Raw genomic sequence first — 19574 nt, forward strand, 5'->3', positions numbered from 1 at the left:
CTGGGGGACGCTCCTCTTCAAATCCACCAGAGCCTATGTCCGGCCTAAGCAGCCCTCATTCAACAGATCCAGAAACGCAACGCCTCCAGGAGGAATCCTCCCGAGAAAAAAATTGGAAACGCTGGGGAACCTACCTGTCCGAGCGGCAGTGGGGCACCGTGCGAGAAGACTATTCGGCCAATGGGGATGCCTGGAATGCGTTCCCATTCGAACAGGCTTCGCAACGCGCTTTTCGATGGGGAGCCGATGGGCTTCTAGGCTTAACTGATCGCGAGGGCAGACTTTGTTTCTGCCCTGCCCTCTGGAACGAGGCAGACCCGATCATCAAAGAGCGACTCTTTGGTCTTTCGAGTACCGAGGGAAATCATGGGGAAGACTGCAAAGAGCTGTACTACTACTTGGACGCCACGCCAACGCATAGCTACAGCAAGGCACTCTACAAATATCCGCACGATATCTTCCCCTACCACCAGCTAAGGGAAGAAAACGCCAAACGCGACAGGCTCACCCCCGAATATGAAATATTGGATACGGGTGTTTTCGACGAGAATCGTTACACCGATGTTGTAGTCGAATACGCGAAACAGGGCCCTAACGACTTACTCATCAAGATCACGGCGACAAATCGTGGGCCCGAGTCCGCCCCGGTACACCTCTTGCCAAAAATATGGTTTCGCAATACGTGGGCTTGGGGTTGTAAGCACGAAGGATGCACCCTAAAGCCAAAAATAAGCCTTGAGGAGGAGGGTTTACTTAAGCTCGAGCACCAAGATTTGGGTGTATTCTATCTCGCCTACGCTCAAGACGAACAGCAGGTATCGCCGCCACTTGGTTTCACCGAAAACGAGACAGATACCGAAACCCTGTATCAGAAGGAAACCTACACCAAATTCACGCGAGACGCGTTTAACAGCTGGATTGTCGACGAAGATGATCAGGCGGTTAACAAAGAACGAGGCACAATGGCGATGCTTCAATACCGGACCGAACTCGAGCCTGGGGAATCCACAACAGTGCGCCTCAGACTTTACGCGCAAGACGAAGCTCCAGCTAAGCCACCGTTCCAAGAATTCGATCAAATAATCCAAGACCGCATCAGGGAAGCGGATACATTTTGGGCAAATTTGATTCCGAGCAATTCGTCTCCGGAGGAGCAGGCCATCCAAAGACAGGCCTACGCCGGACTGATTTGGTCAAAACAGTTCTATCATTACTCCGTAGCAGACTGGCTCCAAGGAGACTCAGCCATAGCGCCGCCTCCACCAGAGCGGCTCAATGGACGCAACTCCTCTTGGACACATCTCTTTAATCGCGACGTCATCTCCATGCCCGACAAGTGGGAATACCCATGGTATGCATCTTGGGACTTGGCGTTTCACATGATCCCCTACGCTCACTTCGACCAGACTTTTGCGAAGCGGCAGCTTATCCTCTTTTTGCGAGAATGGTACATGCATCCGAACGGCCAGATCCCAGCTTATGAGTGGGCTTTGGAGGACGTGAACCCACCCACTCACGCTTGGGCTTGCTGGCAAGTGTACAAGATCGGCGCAGCTAAGGGCGATGCCGATACCTCTTTTCTGAAACGCGTTTTCTCAAAGCTCCTTCTCAACTTTACCTGGTGGGTTAATCGGAAGGACCTGGACGGGAAAAACATCTTCGGCGGAGGCTTCCTGGGATTGGACAACATCGGACTCTTCGATCGCTCAAAGCCTATTCCTGGCGGAGCTACACTCCACCAAGCCGACGGCACGGCATGGATGGGCTTCTACAGTGCCATCATGCTAGGCATCGCTCTGGAGCTCGCCAAAGACGATCCGACCTACGAGGACATCGCATCGAAATTTTTCGAGCATTTCATGGGTATCGCCGAGGCCATCAACAACCGCGGTGGCGAGGGACTCTGGGATCCGGAGACAGGTTTTTACTACGATGAAATAGCATTCCCTGACGGACACTGCGAGCTAGTGAAAGCCCGCTCGCTCGTTGGACTTCTCCCGCTGATCGGCAACCACATTATCGAAATGGCCCAGCTGGAAAATCTGCCAGACTTCCGGAAGCGCATGAACTGGTACTTGGAACATCGTTCCGACATCACGGCCACGATGGCTTGTCTCCATAAATGCGATACCACGAGCAATCTTCTCTTGGCTATCCCAAGCGAGGATCGGTTACGCTCTCTGCTCTCCTACCTTTTCGACGAAAGCGAATTCCTATCGCCCTATGGGATTCGATCCCTCTCCCGTTACCACGAAGAGAATCCCTTCTCGTTACAGCTGGGAGACGAAAAATATGAAATAGGCTACTGTCCTGGAGATTCAGATACCTATCTCTTTGGAGGCAACTCTAACTGGCGCGGACCTATCTGGTTCCCCTTAAACTATTTGATCATTGAATCGCTCAAGCAATATCACGAGCACTTTGGCGATTCCTTCACCATCGAGTACCCAACAGGTTCGGGAGAACTGAAGACCTTAGATGAGTGTGCGAAAGATATCGAAGGTAGACTCGCTGGGATTTTCAAAGCCGACGAATCCGGCCAGCGTCCCTACGACGCCTCCCATCCCGTGCAAAGCTCCGACCCGCATTTCAAAGAGCACTATCAATTCTTCGAGTTTTTCCACGGCGACAGTGGTCAAGGACAAGGAGCGAGCCACCAGACAGGTTGGACTGCTTTGATCGCGACCATTTTGAAAAATCTCTCTTCGATTCCCCCTGCCCCCGATAACAAACATGACTGATCCACAAGAAACCGTCTACGACATAGCAATTCTAGGTGGAGGCTTCGCTGGAGTCTACGCCGCCCGCGAGCTCGCAAAAAGGATGAAGAAAGCGGGAAAGCCGATCTCCATCGCCTTGATCGCCGAAGAGAATCACATGGTGTTTCAGCCCATGCTTCCAGAAGTGGCGGGAGCCACCCTTTCTCCTAGACATGTCGTCAACCCGATTCGCAACCTTTGCCCGGACTCTCACGTCTACAAGGCCGAAGCCACCAAGCTGAATTTCGAGGAGAAGTCGCTGACACTGTCCGTGGGCGATTTCGTCGGCTCTTCCAAAATCCGTTTCAAGCAGCTTGCCCTCTGCGTGGGGGCGAAGATCGACCTCAGCCGCATTCCCGGCATGCAAGAGCACGCCCTGCTAATGCAAAATGTGGGCGACGCCATGAGACTAAGAGCTCACTTCATCAGCCGCTTCGAGGAAGCCAACATGGCGACCGACCCCGAAATCAAAAAGCGCCTCCTCACCTTCGTGATCGTTGGGGGCGGATATTCCGGTGTCGAAACTGCTGGTCAGCTCATCGACCTAGGGCGCGCTATCAACAAGCACTACAAAAACGTAGCGTGGGAAGATTGCCGACTGGTGCTGATCCATAGCCGTGATCACGTGCTGCCAACCCTTCACCGTAACCTCGGTGAATACACGGCAAAAAAGCTCTCCGAACGCGGCGTCGAAATGATCCTTGAACGGCGAGCAAAAGCAGTCACCGCCAACAAGATCTATCTAGACGACGATACGGTGATCGAGACCAATACCGTGGTCTGCACTGTGGGGAATGCTCCTCACCCGCTCATACAGAGCTTGAACGAAAGAAGCGAAGTCGAGCTCGATCGCGGAAAGCTGAAAGTGGGTATGGATATGGCAGCTCCCGGTTTGGATTGGCTCTGGGCAGCGGGAGACTGCGCCTCCATTCCCCAGGAAGACGGCAGCACCTGCCCTCCCACCGCCCAATTCGCCATGCGAGAGGGAATCATGCTGGGCAAAAACATCGCTGCGCGACTTCAGTCGAAAGACACCAAGCCATTCTCTTTTAAGGCCATTGGCGAACTCGCTTCCATCGGGCACCTCTCTGCAGTGGCGGAGATTAAGGGGATTCGCTTCTCCGGCTTCATCGCCTGGTGGATGTGGCGTACGATCTACCTCATGAAGCTGCCGAGCTTGGAGCGAAAAATCCGAGTCATGGTGGACTGGACGCTCGAGTTGTTTTTCCCCCGAGACATTAACTTGCTCAATCCACGCTATAGCTCCGACGTCTCCGAGACTTACCTCGAAGCAGGCGACAAGCTTTTCCACAAGGGCGATCCAGCGTTCTCTTTCTACATCGTAAAATCAGGCGCTATCGAGCTGCGCGATGAAGGCGAATTGGTAACCACCATGCGGGCTAATCAACACTTTGGAGAGCGAGCCCTATTGAACGGACGCCCATACATATTCGACGCCATCGCCACCGAATCCACCACCCTCGTCTCCATCCGCGAAAGCGTCTTCAAGCAAATCGTACAGGCGGACGCCTCATTCGCCAATGCTCTGGAGCAAAGCGCCAAGACCTTTCTAACCTCAAACGAATTGGACACCCTGTTGCGACGCCTTCCAGACGAGCGACTAAATGCTCCTGTATCCAGCTTGATGACCAAGGATCCTGTATTCGTGCGCAACACAGACTCCATTTCTGATGTGGTCAAATTGCTGAGGGAAAGGCCCAAGAGCTATCTTCCTGTTTTGGACGCAGACGAAAAGCCGATCGGCGTCATTCGCAAGGAAGCCTTTCTGCTCCACTTGCAAACCACCTCTTTAGAACGATCCGACTCCGTTCAGACCTTGGACTTGCTTCACCTCCCTCACGTGACCGAGGACGAAGATATTCGCCATGCCATGACCCTGATGGCCCGCAGCAGCGCGACCAAAGCTCTCGTAACGACTTCCGAGGGCAAGCTCAGCGGCGTGATCGCCTTGGTTGATGTGATCTCCATGGATTAGCGAGAGGGCTGGCTACCAGAATACCCCCCTCACCTCAGTGTAGAGCTGCGAACTCTACACTACCTAATCCGTTTCTTCGCTAGAGGGGTACGGCAAGCTCTTGGCCAAATAATAAGGCCATAGCTGACGATTAGACCATCAGCTACATTAAGTTGGCTCAATCATTCCGTTTCTGTATTCAAATTGGGGGTAATAGTCCTAATATGGCCTAACTAACACCCTAATCCAACCAGTAGACGGCATTCGATGGAGACCGCCGCGCGAAATCTATGAAACCTAACCACGCCAAGCGGACGCATTGGCTAGATCTCCTGAAAGCAGTCGGGATGCTTCTGGTCGTCTACGGCCATTCAGGTTCCACCAGCCCTGAGGTGGACCAGTGGATTTACTCCTTCCACATGCCACTTTTCTTTCTCGTCTCTGGCTACCTATTCAAAGACTCGGCACTGCTTATGACCACGGGGAGCTTTATTGCTAAGCAGCTGAAAAACATCCTGATACCCTACATTCTGTTTTCCGCTGTTGGCTACATGGCTTGGCTTGTCCTAACAAGAATTCTCGGAGCGCCTGAACAAAGCATCCCTATCTATTATCCCGTCCTAGCCTTCCTGTACGGGACTGGTACTCCGGAAGTCTTTCGTCTCGTCCCCGTTGTTCTTTGGTTTTTCCCATGCCTTTTGTGCGCCCAGATTATCGCTTACCTTCTGCTGAAACACGGCAAAAATCTGGCCCTTGCATTTTCTCTGGTCCTAGGAGCCGGCAGCCTCCTGCTTCCCCAATCCCTGGTACTTCCATTCGAGCTAGAAACTGCTCTAGGAGCCCAGTTCATAATCCTTCTGGGAGTAATCGCTCGCCGAAAAAATTGCGTCGAGTATCTGGCCGGAAAGAACTGGTATTTTTGGATACCCGCTCTTTTCGCAGCTGGAACCTGGGCAGCAATGCTCAATGTCCGGGTCGACATGCGAAGCAACGAATTCGGGAATGTAGCGCTTTTCTTAGCCAGCTCCATCGGCATTACTCTCGCCCTCTCCGCCGCTTTTTTCCGAGCTCGCAAAGTTAGGCTAGTAGAGCTGATCTCGAAAAACACTGTAGTCATATTTCCGCTACACACGATCGCCTTTTCCGCAGTCCACGGTATCGGCGTCCTGCTCGCCGGGGCGGGAATCGCGACGCTAGCGACTCCTTGGCTAGGATTGCTGGAGTCCGTCGCCATCACCATCGCCCTCGGTTGCCTTGGACGGATTTTCCGGACCAACCCTGCTGGGAACTTCGGGCTCCCTAAGCCGCTTCAGTTAAGCTTCTAGACTAAGCCAAAAAAATCGGCCGCACGCCAAAATGGCTTACCAATCGGAGCGGCTGGCTCGGCCTCTCAGGCTCTTGGTTTTTCCTCGAATCGCCTTCGACTTGAGACGCCTTTCTTTGGCCCCTTTGCTCGGTTTGGTGGGTCGACGTTTCTTGGGCACCACGCAAGCCGCAGCGAGGAGCTCCTTAAACTTGGCAAGAGCCTCCTGCCTATTTGCTTCCTGCGATCGCGAGTCCTGAGACTTGATTACTATTTGTCCGCCCGGGGTTATCCGATGGTCATTCATCGACATCAGCCGGTCCTTAACTCGCTCGGGCAATGTAGATTCCCTGATACCGAAAAAGAGCTGTATGGCCGTGGAAACTTTGTTTACGTGCTGACCGCCAGACCCTTGCGATAGGGTGGCCTTAAACTCCAGCTCGTCTTCCGAAACCTGAACGCTGTTCGTTATGCGAATCATAGCACTGAGATTGCCGCAACGGAGGAGCGAAGCGAGCCCCATTCCTGCTAGTACGCCATTGACGCCTCGTCGCACCTCGAACACAAGTGCCGCCTTCCGCCAACACCGCTCGCCATGATTGCTCTACAAAACATCACGCTCCAATACGGAGAACGTTATCTCTACAAAGAGATCAACGCCACCATATCCACCTCTGACCGAATCGGTCTGGTCGGAAGCAACGGAGCGGGCAAAAGCACTTTGCTCAAGGTCCTCTGCGGCCTGGAGGAATTCGATTCCGGAAAAGTGGACAAGGCAAACTACGTAACTTTCGGTTATCTGCCTCAGGATGGAATCGAAATGCACGGAAAGACGCTTTTCGAGGAAACCGAAACCGCGTTTGCAGACGTACTCGGCCTCCAGTCAAAAATCGAAGAGGCGGAGGCTCGTCTCGACGAGATGGATACATCTTCCGACGAATTCTACGAAACGCTCGAATTAATCGGAAGCTGGGAGCATCGATTGGAGGATCTCGACGTAGGCAAGCTCCCCTCGCGTATCGAATCGGTCCTGCTCGGACTCGGTTTCTCCACTAGCGACATGAAGCGCAAGACCGAGGAATTCTCCGGTGGCTGGCAAATGCGTATCGCTTTGGCCAAACTGATACTGGCTCAGCCGTCCCTGCTGCTACTGGACGAGCCTACCAATCACCTTGACGTCACCTCCCAACACTGGCTCGAAAACTATCTGAAATCCTACGAAGGCTCGCTACTCATGATCTCGCACGATCGCGGCTTTCTGGATGAGATCTGCAACCGTACCTTCGAGCTCTCCCTGGGAAATCTCTACACCTACTCGGGCAACTACAGCGTCTACGAGCGCCAAAGCGCCGAACGAAAGGAACTCCAGCTCAAAGCGTACAAGAGCCAGCAAAAGGAGATCGCCCAAGCCGAGCAGTTTATCAACCGCTTCAAAGCCAAAGCCTCCAAAGCCCGCCAAGCCCAGTCCCGCATCAAGCAACTGGACAAGATCGAACGCATCGTCATCGACAAGGAAGAGGACTGGGTATCCTTCTCCTTCGCCCCTCCTCCCCACTCCAGCCAAACCGTCGTCAAACTCGACAGCCTTTGCAAATCCTACGGGGACCACGAAGTCATCAAAGACGCCGATCTACGTATCGAACGCGGCGACCGTATCGCTGTGGTAGGAGTCAACGGAGCTGGGAAAACCACCATCGCCAAGATCATCGCCGGCGTTGAGCCTTTCCAGGTGGGCGAACGGGAGCTGGGCGGAGCCACCAAACTCTCCTACTTCGCCCAGCACCAAGCGGACGAGCTGGACCCGAACCTCACTATTCTAGAAACCATGGAGGAAGTTTCCGCCGGCAAGAACGGCACTTCCATTCGCGGAATCCTCGGCACCTTCCTCTTCCGCGGCGACGATGTATTCAAAAAGGTCAAAGTCCTCTCCGGCGGCGAACGCAACCGCCTCGCCCTCGCCAAGATGTTGGCCCAGCCCGCTAACTTCCTGATACTCGACGAACCGACCAACCACTTGGACATGCGGTCCCAGGATGCGCTGCAAAAGGCTCTCAAGGAATACACGGGAGCCTACCTGATCGTGACGCACAACCGAGCCTTCATCGACCCCATCGCCACCAAGGTTCTGGAGGTCCGCAAAGACGGCCTAACCCTCTTCCCGGGTAACGTCTCAGACTACCTCAACCACCTCGATCAACTGGAGGAGAACCGCTAGCAATCGCAGTCAATCGATCTGCGAGATCGTGTCACAACTTAGAAAACTTGACCGATTCCTTCAGAAAACAGGAATCCAAGCGAATAACTCACCTAATGTCCGAGAAACCCAACAGAAAAACCCAGATCATCGAGGTCGCTTCCAAGCTCTTCTTCGAGCAAGGCTACCACGTGACCGGCATCAAGCAGATCATCGAGGCTGCAGATATCGCCAAGGGCACTTTCTACTCCCACTTCAAGTCGAAGGAAGAGCTGGGTCTCGAATGGCTTCACCAAACCGCCCAGAAATGGATCGAGAGGAAACTGGAATACCTTTCCCAGTTCGAAGGCGATCCCGCACGCAAGCTGGTGGCCATGTTCGATTTTCAAGCCCAAGGAGCCGAGGCATGCCGTTACCGTGGCTGTGCCATGCTCAATACGCTTTCCGAAACTCCTGATATTAGCTGTCCCATGCGGCAGGCCATCCGAGAGTACAAAAAAGGCGGGCTAAATTTCATCCAGAGCCTCGTCAACGAGTGCCTACCGGAAGCGAGCGAAGAGGACCGCGAACAAAGAGCAGGCGCCATCTACCTGCTGTTCGAAGGAGCCACCGTCGCAACTCAGAGCTTCTGCAAAACGGACCCCATCGAGATCGCCAAAAAACAGGTTGTGAAGATTTTGGCCGAAAAGGCCTAGGCATCGGGCAACAAGCCCTACTTTTTGCGGTCCTCAAGGAAATAGGACCGCCAACCGATACGTTCTTCTTAGCATATGAAAAAGACCCTTATCCCCTTTATGGCCATGCTTGGCCTTGCCGCGTTTCTAGTATTTAGCGGAGACGACACCTATGCCGCCGGCGACGATCCATTCGTTGGAAAAGCAGGTCCCGCCTTCCACGTTGAAGATTGGATCTCCCAGGTCCCCGATCGAGAAGGAAAGTACCTGCTAGTGGACTTCTGGGCTACCTGGTGCGGACCCTGCATCCGAGCCATTCCTCACATGAATGAGCTGCACTCGGAATTTAAGGACGAGCTCACGGTCGTGGGCATATCCAACGAATCCAGAGCCAAAGTAGAGAGCATGAAAGGCCCTAAGATGGACTACTACAGCGCCATCGATACGAGCGGGGCCATGGCTGGCTTTTTCCAAATCCGCAGCATCCCTCACGTGGTGCTGATGGACCCCGAAGGCACTGTTCTCTATAAAGGACACCCCGCCTACCTCTCAGCTGAAAAAGTGAGCGAGCTGATCGCTCGTAACTAACGAAGCTGACTCCATTCGAATTTCCAGGCGACTTCCCCAAGGGAGGTCGCCTTTTTCGTGTCCAGTCACGGCAAAGGAAATGTTGCCGGCAGAAAGTTGTTTTCAGAAACGACGCAGTCGAAAATCCGAATCTGAAGCTATTAAATAAAGAATTTCCTTATTTTTTTTATTTCCTTATCAGTCTGAGACTTACGACTCCTTTTAACCTTTTTTCTGGCATATCTGGTACAATTTTCCAAATTAAAGGCAAGCAAACCGACCGACCGGTCGTTTTCATGGATAACAACGCAGATACAACCAACTCGAAACGCCATGAAGTCAAATATCGACACCGTTCCACAACTTTCCGCCCAAGAACTCATCCGCCAAGGACGCAACTACGCCTACGGCCTGACCCGCAATCTTCACGATGCGGAGGACCTCGTACAGCAGGCTTGGCTGAAGCTCATCCAAAAGTACGGCGACGTCACCGACCGTCGTTTGCTCTACCGGGCCATCAAGAACCTTTTCATCGACGGCGTACGTCGCTCCAAGATCGTTCAGTTCGATCCTCTGGAGAATCGCGACTTCGCCATCGGACGCGAGCAGAGCTTCGGTTCTAGCACCGATATCGAGTCTATGCTCTCCGTCCTCAGCGACAACGAACGCACCTTCCTGAAGATGAATGTCGTGGAGGGATACACCGCTTCTGAAATCGCCGAAAAGACCGGCGTACCTCGCGGTACTATCCTCAGCCACACTCACCGTGCCCGCAAGAAGCTGCATCGCCACTTCGATTCCGAATTCAGCGAGCACGCGGACTCAGAGGAACTCGCAGTCGCTGTCTAGGCAGCGATTCACAACGGGCTGCCAAGTTCGGTGGCCACGTACCGAAGATTTGGCGACAGTCTCGCCAGTCTCGATTACCGATTAATCACTTAATCGGACGGTCTCTCGTCGTTCCTAACGCGAGCCCGTTAGCGGATACACAGGGCTCTAGCCCTTAGAACAAACAACCGCTCCCCCTCAATTCGCAGGAATTCCTGCTCAGGGCGGAGCCTACCCAAATACCGCGACCAAACTCGCGACTAAAACTATTTTGAACCATGTTTCCTTCAATATCACGGAACGCCACAAGACGTTCCCTCTTCCCACTGGCACTCGCCACAGCGGCCCTAGTCCTGGGCCTCCAAACACTTTCGGCTAGGGAGCTAGACAGCTTCACAATCCGCATGGATAACGATTTCCCTGCGGGCACGGATGAGCACTACACTGCCGGTACCGAATTCGACTTCGCCTACCGCCCTTGGTACGATGAGGACGAGAAGGCCGTTTATCACCAGACTCTTGCCCTCGGACAGTGGATCTTCACCCCCGAGAACGTTGACGCAATCGAAGTCATCGAAAACGACCGCCCATTTGCGGGCTGGACCTACCTCCGCTACGGTCAACACCGTACGGACCAACGAAGCGTCAAATCTTGGCAACTCACTCTTGGCCTCGTCGGTCCGAGTTCCTTCGCCGAGGATATCATGCGCTCGATTCACAAACTTACTGACAACCGTATGCCGCTCGGCTGGCGAAATCAGCTTAGCGATGAACTGGGAGTCGCTTTGGAGCGCAGCGAGATCCGCCGCCTGCACGTGTGGAACTTCGCCGATGAGCGCGGCCTTGAACTGGCGTCATTCAACCGCTTTGCGCTTGGAAATGTGGATACCAGTCTCACCCAGGGCTTCCAATTACGCTACGGTCGCAATCTAAACAGCCTTCCTTCCGTGAACCGAATCGGATCACCGGCAGGATACATCCCGAGCAAATCTGACTACGCTCGCTATCCCAAGGAGCTCCGTCCACGACGCCTTCATTGGATAGCAGGAGCCCGTAGCACGTACGTAGCGCGCAATTTGTTTTTAGACGGTAATTCCAATGGGCGGAGCCATAGCGTGGACCGGGAACCATTTGTCCATGAGGGCGAGCTAGGATTCGCGTATTCGCAACCTGGATTCAAAGCGTCGGTCTCCATGGTCTACCGAACCAAAGAGTTCGAACTGCAGGAAGGCGGACAAACCTTCGCCTCCTTCGCAGTGACTATAAAGAGATAGCTCGCCTGAGATACGACAGCCCAACTGGCAATATCGCTTTCAACTACTTTTAGGAACAGGAGGCAATCGAACGATTTTGATCCAAAATTGTTCGATTGATTTCACAACCTCCAACAGCTTATTGATATCCACCGGTTTGGTTATATAGCAGTTGGCGCTGAGTTCGTAGCTCTTGAGAACATCAGAGTCCAAATCCGAAGATGTCAGGACCACGACTGGGATAAGTCTCAATGAAGAATCCTGTTTGATTTCCTTTAAAACTCCGTGACCACTAAGACGAGGTAGCTTTAAATCTAGAAGAATCAAATCAGGGCGGGCTGCGGACTCGTAAGGCGGCTCGTTTTTCAAATATTGAAGAGCACTCTTCCCATCTCGAACGATGCTCAAACGATTCATTAACTTCGCTTTCTTAAACGCGATTTTAGTCAGTTGGATGTCGCTCTCGCTGTCTTCCACCATGAGTATTTCAATCAATTGCTCCAATGCTATTACCCCCTTTTTATGAATCGGAATATCCCGACAGGACTACTGATACAGTCCAATTAAAATTACCTAGAAATTTGGGAAAGTCGCCCCCATTTTCGCAGCTTTTCAATTCAAGTTAAATTCCTACTGCGAGAGGCAAAGTGAAATAAAAAACACTTCCCTCACCTTCTTTTGACCGCACTCCCATGACCCCACCGTGCCGCCGAACGATCCGATTACACAGGGCAAGCCCGATACCATCTCCTTCGTGATTTTTTTCTGGATACAATCTTTCGAATATTTTAAAAATCGACTCGTGATATTCCGGATCTATACCAATTCCGTTATCCTTGACCTCAATTTTGCAGAAACTTTGGTTCCCTAAATAACGAGCTCCGCCATCATGCGAGCAATCTAGACTTGCGGAACGTATATGCACGACAGGAGATTCCTCGGATCGGAATTTGAGCGCATTTACGATTAGATTCTGAAAAAGCTGAGTGATCTGGTCCACGTTCCCAAAAACAGTTGGGCTCTCACCTAGAAACTCGACAACTGCCTCGTTCTCTTGGATCAGCTTCGATAACTCCGATACAGACTGGCGAGCTGAGGAGAATAGATCAAAGGCCTCTTGTTTGGAACCTGCACGATCGATCCGGCTGTAGGATAGAAGTCCGTCGATCATACTCTGCAGCCTCAAAGATCCGCTTCTAGCGAATCGAATATAGCCTAAAGCTTCTTCATCCAAACAACCCCCATAATCTTGATACAATAGCTGAAGAAAGCTCGAAATCGAACGCAAAGGCTCACGCAGGTCGTGCGATGTAACATAAGCGAATTCGCGCAGGTCTTGATTGACTGCCTGCAAGCGTGCATTCGCTCGACGCAATTCTTCTTCGGCCTCTCTCCTGTCGTGAACATCTTGGATGGACCCCACCATTCGCGTAACCTTACCAGTGGCATTCTTTACAAGCGTGGCCTGTCCTTGAAACCACCGATATCCCCGATCTTTAGTTCGAAGCCGATACTCCACTCCAAATGGTGTTCCGTTTTCTAAAGTTTCTGCAAAGGCACCTTCGAATCCTTTCCAGTCATCAGGATGCACCAAGTACTTTAATCCCTCCATACTGGGTACGATCTCCCCAAGCTCGTATCCAATAAGCGTATAAAAGCGAGGAGACCACCAACGCTCATCTTTCTCTACATCTGGCCAATCCCAAATCCCTACACTTGCACCTTCAGCAGCAAGTTGAAAACGTTCTTTGCTTTCCTCTAGGGCTGATTTCAAGGCAGCTTTCTGTTGCATCGACTCCGTTATATCAGAATGGGCACCAAGCATGCGGGTCGGCTTGCCCGACTTATCTCGTATCGCTATTCCTCTACACCGTATCCATACAGTCGATCCATCAGCATGCCTGAATCTCACCACTTGATCATAAGGGTGGTCTGGATCCTCACAATGCCGATGGAAATTATCCAAGGCCACTTTAAGATCCTCTTGATTAATCAAGTCCTGCCAAGCATCCGGCGAATGGGGCATGAGGCTTGGATCGTAGCCAAGCACCTCCCAGAAACGCTCGCTCATCCACTCGTTTTCCGGCTTCTCAATATCCCAATACCAAATGCCATCCAACGAGCCCGCTTGCAGAAAGTCGAAGATCGTGTTGTCTTTGCGAATTAGCTGATACAGCTCTTGCTTAAGGTAGTGATCGCTCATTATGCACAGCGGGCTAAGTCCCGAGGATCATATCCTTGAACAAACGAAGCAAGGATGAATCGGAAAAGGAGAACTGCGAGCGGTCCGATTCCATCGCCTCCCCTGCCCCTCACTACTGATTGGTATGCTGGAAAGCGTGCGCAGTGCCAATCAAACCTTTGAGCAGATTTAACTCGAGCGGCTTCGTTACAATCTCTCTGATACCAGCCGACCTATATACGGCATCATTTAGGCTTATCGCTTCACAGCCAAAAACAATGATATACGGGCCAGAGGAGCCGGAGACTTTGACCGCAGAAATCAAGCGGGCAGCCTCTACTCCTTCGGGTTCCCTAATTTGCATATCGATTAGAACGATATCGAACAAACGCTCTTTAGCTAATTCGACCGCTAAAGAACCGCTAGGAACTAAAACCGCGTCCCGGAAACCCATGCGATTCAAATTATCTCCTATTTGGCTTCGGATACGCGAATCCGACTCTACGACAAGAATGGATGCCGGGCACTTTTCAGCGAAACTCTTTTGTTGGTTCGGCGAGTCACCAATAACCGAGGAAAAATTGCTCGTTTGCCCGAGGGGCAGAACAAAAGAAAACTCGGATCCCTCTCCCAGCACACTTTCAACCGTGAGCTCTCCCCCCAACATCGAGACCAGTCTCTGGCTGATAGAGAGCCCGAGCCCTGAGCCATAAAACCTCCTTCGTCTGGAGGAGTCCACTTGAGTAAACGCGTCGAAAACGATTCGCTGATCTTCCTTCGAGATCCCAACTCCGGTGTCCACTACCGCTATCTTGAAACCAGATTCTCCGTATCGGCTAATCTTGGTACAAACGCTCCCCGATTCGGTGAACTTGATCGAATTTCCGACGAGGTTGATAAGGATCTGCCGCAGCCTACGACTATCGGAAACGATAGCGCGCGGCAGACTCGGATCGATATCAGTGGTGAGCGTCAAACCCTTCGCCTTGGCTTTGAAGGCGAGAGCGGTAGTTACCGATTTAACTAAGTCCCGAAGGCAGAAGACCTCTTTCACTAGATCTAGCTTGCCGGCTTCGATCTTGCCCATGTCAAGGATGTCATCGATCAAAGCCAGTTGGCTGTCCGCGCATGCTCGCATCATAGTGCCGAGTTCCTGAACCTTTTCGCTCGTATCTTCCAGCTCCATAAGTTGAAGACCACCCATTATTCCGTTCATGGGAGTCCTGAACTCGTGGCTCATTACCGCTATGAATTCACTCTTGGCCTTGTTAGCGCTTTCCGCTTTCTGCTTAGCGTCCTCCAGGGCATCGAGCAGGGCATGGCGCTCGATCGCGTAGCAAATGGCTCGCTCCAAACCGAATTCCCCCAATTCATCCTTCATCAGGTAATCTTGAGCACCCAGTTGTACTGCCTCCAACGCGAGCGTCTCGTCACTCATTCCACTTAAGACGATCACCGGGCAACGGGCTCGCGAACGAATTTTGGCAAAGGTCTCCAAGCCTACCGAATCGGGCAATCCCAAGTCCAACAGCATGAGATCAAAGGAAGTCTCCGAGCTAAGCGATCGCGCCTCCTCCAGGCTCATGCAGCGCCGGCAAACGTACCGCTTGCCACGGTGTGAGCTCTCAAGAAGAGTCAAAACAAACTCCGCATCCGCGTCATTGTCTTCCACGAGAAGAATCTTGACGATATCGACCTCTGAAACAGGCACTGGCAAAGCTGGATGTAACAAAGTACTCAAGAGTGGATATTTCGAATTAAGGTCCTATCGACTACGTAGATACTACCATAACGGTAGTGGAAAAAGAGTCAAGAGACCCAAGGATAACAGGCAATGTCCGAGCTAGGTACCCCCTCTCGTGCATTTGGCAATAGCTTAGGTTATTTTTGAAGGCCTTTTCAAACGAGCAAGCGTCTGCACCTAGGGTTTTCCCATATTAGTCGTCTGAAAATTGAAATATCAATGGGCCAATCCGCCACCCCCGAGAGCTAAATTTCTAGGGAAAGAGACAAAGCTCTATTTAGGTAATTCCCAACTTCACAATTTTTGAAATACCTGAATTGTACCTAATCATCATTGCCGGTGGCAAAATATCAAGTTTGGCACAACCATTAGTCAGCGGCCATAGCCCAATAACAAGTTAGTACGAAAAGCCAAAAGTAAGCCAAGCTGTCGTTGAAAACGACAGATCCCTCAGATCCCATGAACAAGGAACCAAAACCCATCGAGGCAGAAGAATCCACCCCAACAGAATCAAACCAGCCCAAATACATAGTCGGTATCGGGGCTTCCGCAGGCGGCCTCGAGGCGCTCGTCCAACTTTTTTCTGCCACCCCTGCAAACACCGGCCTCGCCTTCGTCGTCGTGCAGCACCTTTCGCCAGACTTTAAGAGCGTGATGGACGAGCTGCTGGCTCGCCATACCGACATGCCCATCCATCTGGTGGAAGACCGAGTGGAGATCGAAGCGAATACCGTCTACCTAATCCCTCCGAAAAAGGAGATGGTCCTCCTGGACAATCGACTCCTGCTAACCGACAAGGACCCGACCAAATCACTCAGCCTCCCTATCGACGTCTTTTTCCGTACCCTCGCTCAAGACAAGGGGGAGAAAGCCATCGCGGTGGTTCTCTCCGGAACCGGATCCGACGGCTCGCGCGGCATCGTGGATATCCACGATGAGGGTGGCGTGGTCTTTTGCCAAACCGAAGAGTCCGCAAAATTCAACGGCATGCCACGCAGCGCGGTAGAGACAGGCCTGGTAGACTACGTGCTAAGCCCTAAAGACATACCTCAGGCCATTCTGAAGTACACGGGCAGTCCTCTGGTCGAGCATTTGGACAACCAAGACCAATACCCTTATCTCGGCAACAGCACTACAGACCAGTACCTAGCCATATTCCAACGCCTGAAGTCAGTATTTAAAACGGACTTTTCCAACTACAAGCCGACCACCGTAAATCGCCGTATAGAACGGCGCATGGCCCACCACAAAAAGGAGAAACTCGAAGAATACATAAAAGTACTCGATTCTGATCCCGAGGAAGCCAAACAGCTCTACCAAGACCTCCTAATCGGAGTAACCAAGTTCTTCCGAGACCCCGACGCTTTCAACTCGCTTCGAAACGAAGTGGTTGAAAAACTGGTGCAATCCCGCTCTAGCGGCGACGAATTGAGAATTTGGATACCTGCCTGCGCCACTGGAGAGGAAGCCTACTCCGTGGCCATGACTTTCTGGGAGGCGATCGAACAGTCGAAAAAGAAAATCGTACTGAGAATATTCGGTACCGATCTGCATGCGGAATCAATAACATTTGCCGCGGCGGGAATCTACTCTCAACAGAGTTTAGAACACGTATCCAAGGAACGGATAAACAAGTTCTTCAAGCCCGTCGGTGAGAAATACCAAATCAACGCGGAATTGAGGAAAACGATCGTCTTTGCGGAGCAGAACCTTCTTAGAGACCCGCCCTTCACCAAAATCGATTTGGTGACTTGCAGAAACATGCTCATCTACCTTCAGCCCATTGCCCAGAAGAAGGTGTTCACCATGTTCCTTTTCTCTCTAAACGTGGGCGGCTACCTGTTTCTAGGTCCGAGCGAGTCGCTCGGAGAGATGGATAGCGAGTTCGATATCGTCGATCGGCAATGGAACATTTTCCGAGAAAGGCGCGACGTCAGGCTGCCTCCCATCATAAACCTACCCCAGCAACTCCCTCCCTCCCAAACCTACGCAGTGGGCCGCTCGCGTTATGGAGAAATGCCCTACGGATACCCCCGCCGAAGCGGGCTGGATGTAGATATATCCCAAGCCTACGACGAACTGCTGGGCACCTACATGTCACCAAGCCTATTGGTCGACTCGTCATTTCAACTCCTCCACGTATTCGGCAATGCCTCGGCATTTATACAACCGCCCAAGGGCCGCACCACCTTGGAGGTCCTCAACCTCGTCAACGGAAACCTAAGACTCGCCCTAAATACTGCTCTGCAAAGAGCGACTAAGGACCGAGAGCCATTCACCCTGAGCAACATACCGATAGATTTGGAAAACGAGGAGCGGAAGTTCATAGACTTGACGGTCCGCCCCTTGAGAAACCAACGCTTCCTCCTCATTCAGTTCGAGGAACACCAAGTCCACAGTACCATCGTCAGCGAACTGGCCCAAGACTTCGACATGGACGAGGAGACCCAAGGCCGCATTTTAGAGCTCGAAAAGGAGCTCCAATTCTCGCGAGAAAACCTGCAGGCGACAATCGAAGAGCTCGAAACGTCCAACGAAGAAGTGCAAGCCACCAACGAGGAGCTGCTTGCATCCAACGAGGAACTACAATCAACCAACGAGGAGCTCCAGTCCGTTAACGAAGAGCTTTTCACAGTTAATACTGAGTACGAAAAGAAGAACCAGGAACTAACCCAGCTAAACAACGATATTGATAACTTGCTGCAGAGCACCGAAATCGGGACCATATTCCTCGATCAAGACTTGAAGGTCCGTAAATTCACACCTGCCATCGCCGATGCGTTCAATCTGCTGCCTATGGACATAGGCAGGCCCTTCGAGCATATCACATTCAACATTGTTGGCATAAAGGACATAGCGGCGAAAATCCGTAGCGTGATAGGAACGAGAACGCCAATCGTGGAAGAAGTGCGAAACCGCGACGGGAAGTGGCAGCTTATGCGAATCTTACCCTACATAACGACTCGCAACGAATCCACAGGAGCAGTCCTCACCCTCGTGGACATCAATATGATCAAAGAGGCCGAGCGCGAACTTCAAGTAAAGGCCAACGCTCTCTCCAACGCGAAGGAGGACTTGGAAGAATTCGCTTACACTATTTCCCACGATATCCAAGAACCGCTTCGTTCAGTTTCTGGATACATCGATCTACTTAGCAAGCGATTCCAGAACGCCGACAGCGAGGTCAAAGAGTACTTAGACTTCGCAACAGGCAGTTCCAACAGGATGAAGGAAATGATCAACGGTTTGCTCGCCTACACCCGAGTCGAAACCAGGGCCAAGCCTTTCGTGGAAGTTGAATTGAGTACACTCATCGAAGATGCCAAAAAATCGCTGGCCGATAAAATAGAGGAGACAAATGCGGAAATCCGGCAGGAAGGCTGTCAACTCTCCGTTTTCTGCGAGAAAATTCAAGTGACCAGTCTAATAGCCAACCTGATAGATAACTCGCTAAAGTTCAGGAGCGCCCAAGCCCCTATCATCGTCGTTGCGGCTAAGACATCAGAAGATCGCGTCCTCGTCAGTGTTCGAGATAACGGAACGGGCGTAGAACCCGTCAACCAATCCAGTGTATTCGATATTTTCTACCGAGAAAACGGAAACTCTGGCCCCCAAGGGCTAGGACTCGGCTTAGCCCTTTGCAAACGCATCGCCATAAAGCACGGAGGCAACATAACAATCGACTCCAATCCCGGGTTGGGCACCACCGTTGAGTTCTGCCTGCCCCGCAACCAGCAAAGCGTAGTCGATATTTAAAGCTGGGCTCAGGACGCTATTTTCAAAGGATCATGACCACGGTTCAAAATTACGTCTGCCCTTCTCAACTGCTCCTCTTTGCGCCTACTGAGCTCGTCCAAGCGTTTTCTTTGCTCCAGAGCGCGGCGATGAGCCGCCTCAATACGTTGCTGGTCTTCGTGAAATCGAGCTCTAATCTGTGGCGAAGGCCGGGAAGTCATAATTGTCCGAGATAGTGTGGAGGGTGGAAGTCTCTGATAGTTAACAGGTCACAAAGGTAAAGAAGCCCTGCTCATGCCCCTCATCTTCAGCAAAACAAGATCTTATTCGACTAAACCGGGGGTTTTACCTCGGTTTTAA

At 52.0% G+C, this 19574-nt stretch carries 13 protein-coding genes; 9 read left to right on the top strand and 4 right to left on the bottom strand.

The window, feature by feature from the left end; translation table 11 throughout:
• The first annotated feature begins 35 nt into the window (after nt 1-35).
• From H5P27_RS11205 to H5P27_RS11215, 3 genes are all read left to right on the top strand, one after another.
• Nucleotides 36-2741, top strand: a complete 2706-nt coding sequence (locus H5P27_RS11205) for an MGH1-like glycoside hydrolase domain-containing protein (protein WP_185660478.1) — start codon at nt 36-38, stop codon at nt 2739-2741.
• Nucleotides 2734-4755 carry an FAD-dependent oxidoreductase gene (locus tag H5P27_RS11210; RefSeq protein ID WP_185660479.1) on the top strand — a complete coding sequence of 674 codons (2022 nt, stop codon included), beginning with the start codon at nt 2734-2736 and terminating at the stop codon, nt 4753-4755. The genes H5P27_RS11205 and H5P27_RS11210 overlap by 8 nt, the downstream gene beginning before the upstream one ends.
• A gap of 269 nt (nt 4756-5024) precedes the next feature.
• Nucleotides 5025-6059, top strand: a complete 1035-nt coding sequence (locus H5P27_RS11215; protein ID WP_185660480.1) for an acyltransferase family protein — start codon at nt 5025-5027, stop codon at nt 6057-6059.
• Nucleotides 6060-6095: 36 nt separating this feature from the next.
• On the opposite strand, the gene arfB is transcribed toward H5P27_RS11215, so the two are convergent.
• Nucleotides 6096-6518, bottom strand: a complete 423-nt coding sequence (arfB, locus tag H5P27_RS11220) for an alternative ribosome rescue aminoacyl-tRNA hydrolase ArfB (protein WP_185660481.1) — start codon at nt 6516-6518, stop codon at nt 6096-6098.
• Nucleotides 6519-6632: 114 nt separating this feature from the next.
• Here arfB and H5P27_RS11225 point away from each other — a divergent pair, with 114 nt between their 5' ends.
• The 5 genes from H5P27_RS11225 (at nt 6633) to H5P27_RS11245 (ending at nt 11574) form a co-directional block, all read left to right on the top strand.
• Nucleotides 6633-8252, top strand: a complete 1620-nt coding sequence (locus H5P27_RS11225) for an ABC-F family ATP-binding cassette domain-containing protein (RefSeq protein WP_185660482.1) — start codon at nt 6633-6635, stop codon at nt 8250-8252.
• Between the two features lie 95 nt (nt 8253-8347).
• A complete protein-coding gene (locus H5P27_RS11230; RefSeq protein ID WP_185660483.1) occupies nt 8348-8926 on the top strand; it encodes a TetR/AcrR family transcriptional regulator in 579 nt (192 codons plus the stop codon).
• 75 nt (nt 8927-9001) lie between these two features.
• A complete protein-coding gene (locus H5P27_RS11235) occupies nt 9002-9493 on the top strand; it encodes a TlpA family protein disulfide reductase (protein WP_185660484.1) in 492 nt (163 codons plus the stop codon).
• Between the two features lie 312 nt (nt 9494-9805).
• Nucleotides 9806-10321, top strand: a complete 516-nt coding sequence (locus H5P27_RS11240) for an RNA polymerase sigma factor (RefSeq protein WP_185660485.1) — start codon at nt 9806-9808, stop codon at nt 10319-10321.
• A 257-nt stretch (nt 10322-10578) separates the two neighbouring features.
• Nucleotides 10579-11574 (top strand): lipid A deacylase LpxR family protein, encoded by a 996-nt coding sequence (locus H5P27_RS11245; protein ID WP_185660486.1) that lies wholly within the window; start codon nt 10579-10581, stop codon nt 11572-11574.
• A gap of 39 nt (nt 11575-11613) precedes the next feature.
• On the opposite strand, the gene H5P27_RS11250 is transcribed toward H5P27_RS11245, so the two are convergent.
• The 3 genes from H5P27_RS11250 to H5P27_RS11260 form a co-directional block, all read right to left on the bottom strand.
• Nucleotides 11614-12048, bottom strand: a complete 435-nt coding sequence (locus H5P27_RS11250) for a response regulator (RefSeq protein ID WP_221774684.1) — start codon at nt 12046-12048, stop codon at nt 11614-11616.
• 127 nt (nt 12049-12175) lie between these two features.
• Nucleotides 12176-13756, bottom strand: coding sequence for a sensor histidine kinase (locus tag H5P27_RS11255; protein WP_185660487.1), 1581 nt, complete (start codon nt 13754-13756; stop codon nt 12176-12178).
• A gap of 112 nt (nt 13757-13868) precedes the next feature.
• Nucleotides 13869-15476 (bottom strand): hybrid sensor histidine kinase/response regulator, encoded by a 1608-nt coding sequence (locus H5P27_RS11260; protein WP_221774685.1) that lies wholly within the window; start codon nt 15474-15476, stop codon nt 13869-13871.
• A 462-nt stretch (nt 15477-15938) separates the two neighbouring features.
• Here H5P27_RS11260 and H5P27_RS11265 point away from each other — a divergent pair, with 462 nt between their 5' ends.
• Nucleotides 15939-19235: a chemotaxis protein CheB gene (locus H5P27_RS11265; RefSeq protein ID WP_185660489.1), complete on the top strand. Its 3297-nt coding sequence runs from the start codon at nt 15939-15941 to the stop codon at nt 19233-19235.
• The last annotated feature ends 339 nt before the right edge of the window (nt 19236-19574 follow it).

The organism is Pelagicoccus albus (genome assembly GCF_014230145.1).
Classification (GTDB): Bacteria; Verrucomicrobiota; Verrucomicrobiia; order Opitutales; family Opitutaceae; genus Pelagicoccus; species Pelagicoccus albus.

Coding starts and splice junctions, on each gene's coding strand:
- H5P27_RS11215 (WP_185660480.1), top strand. CDS start 5,025: ATGAAACCTAACCACGCCAAGCGGACGCATTGGCTAGATCTCCTGAAA.
- H5P27_RS11265 (WP_185660489.1), top strand. CDS start 15,939: ATGAACAAGGAACCAAAACCCATCGAGGCAGAAGAATCCACCCCAACA.
- arfB (WP_185660481.1), bottom strand. CDS start 6,518: ATGATTCGCATAACGAACAGCGTTCAGGTTTCGGAAGACGAGCTGGAG.
- H5P27_RS11245 (WP_185660486.1), top strand. CDS start 10,579: ATGTTTCCTTCAATATCACGGAACGCCACAAGACGTTCCCTCTTCCCA.
- H5P27_RS11235 (WP_185660484.1), top strand. CDS start 9,002: ATGAAAAAGACCCTTATCCCCTTTATGGCCATGCTTGGCCTTGCCGCG.
- H5P27_RS11240 (WP_185660485.1), top strand. CDS start 9,806: ATGAAGTCAAATATCGACACCGTTCCACAACTTTCCGCCCAAGAACTC.
- H5P27_RS11210 (WP_185660479.1), top strand. CDS start 2,734: ATGACTGATCCACAAGAAACCGTCTACGACATAGCAATTCTAGGTGGA.
- H5P27_RS11230 (WP_185660483.1), top strand. CDS start 8,348: ATGTCCGAGAAACCCAACAGAAAAACCCAGATCATCGAGGTCGCTTCC.
- H5P27_RS11205 (WP_185660478.1), top strand. CDS start 36: ATGTCCGGCCTAAGCAGCCCTCATTCAACAGATCCAGAAACGCAACGC.
- H5P27_RS11255 (WP_185660487.1), bottom strand. CDS start 13,756: ATGAGCGATCACTACCTTAAGCAAGAGCTGTATCAGCTAATTCGCAAA.
- H5P27_RS11225 (WP_185660482.1), top strand. CDS start 6,633: ATGATTGCTCTACAAAACATCACGCTCCAATACGGAGAACGTTATCTC.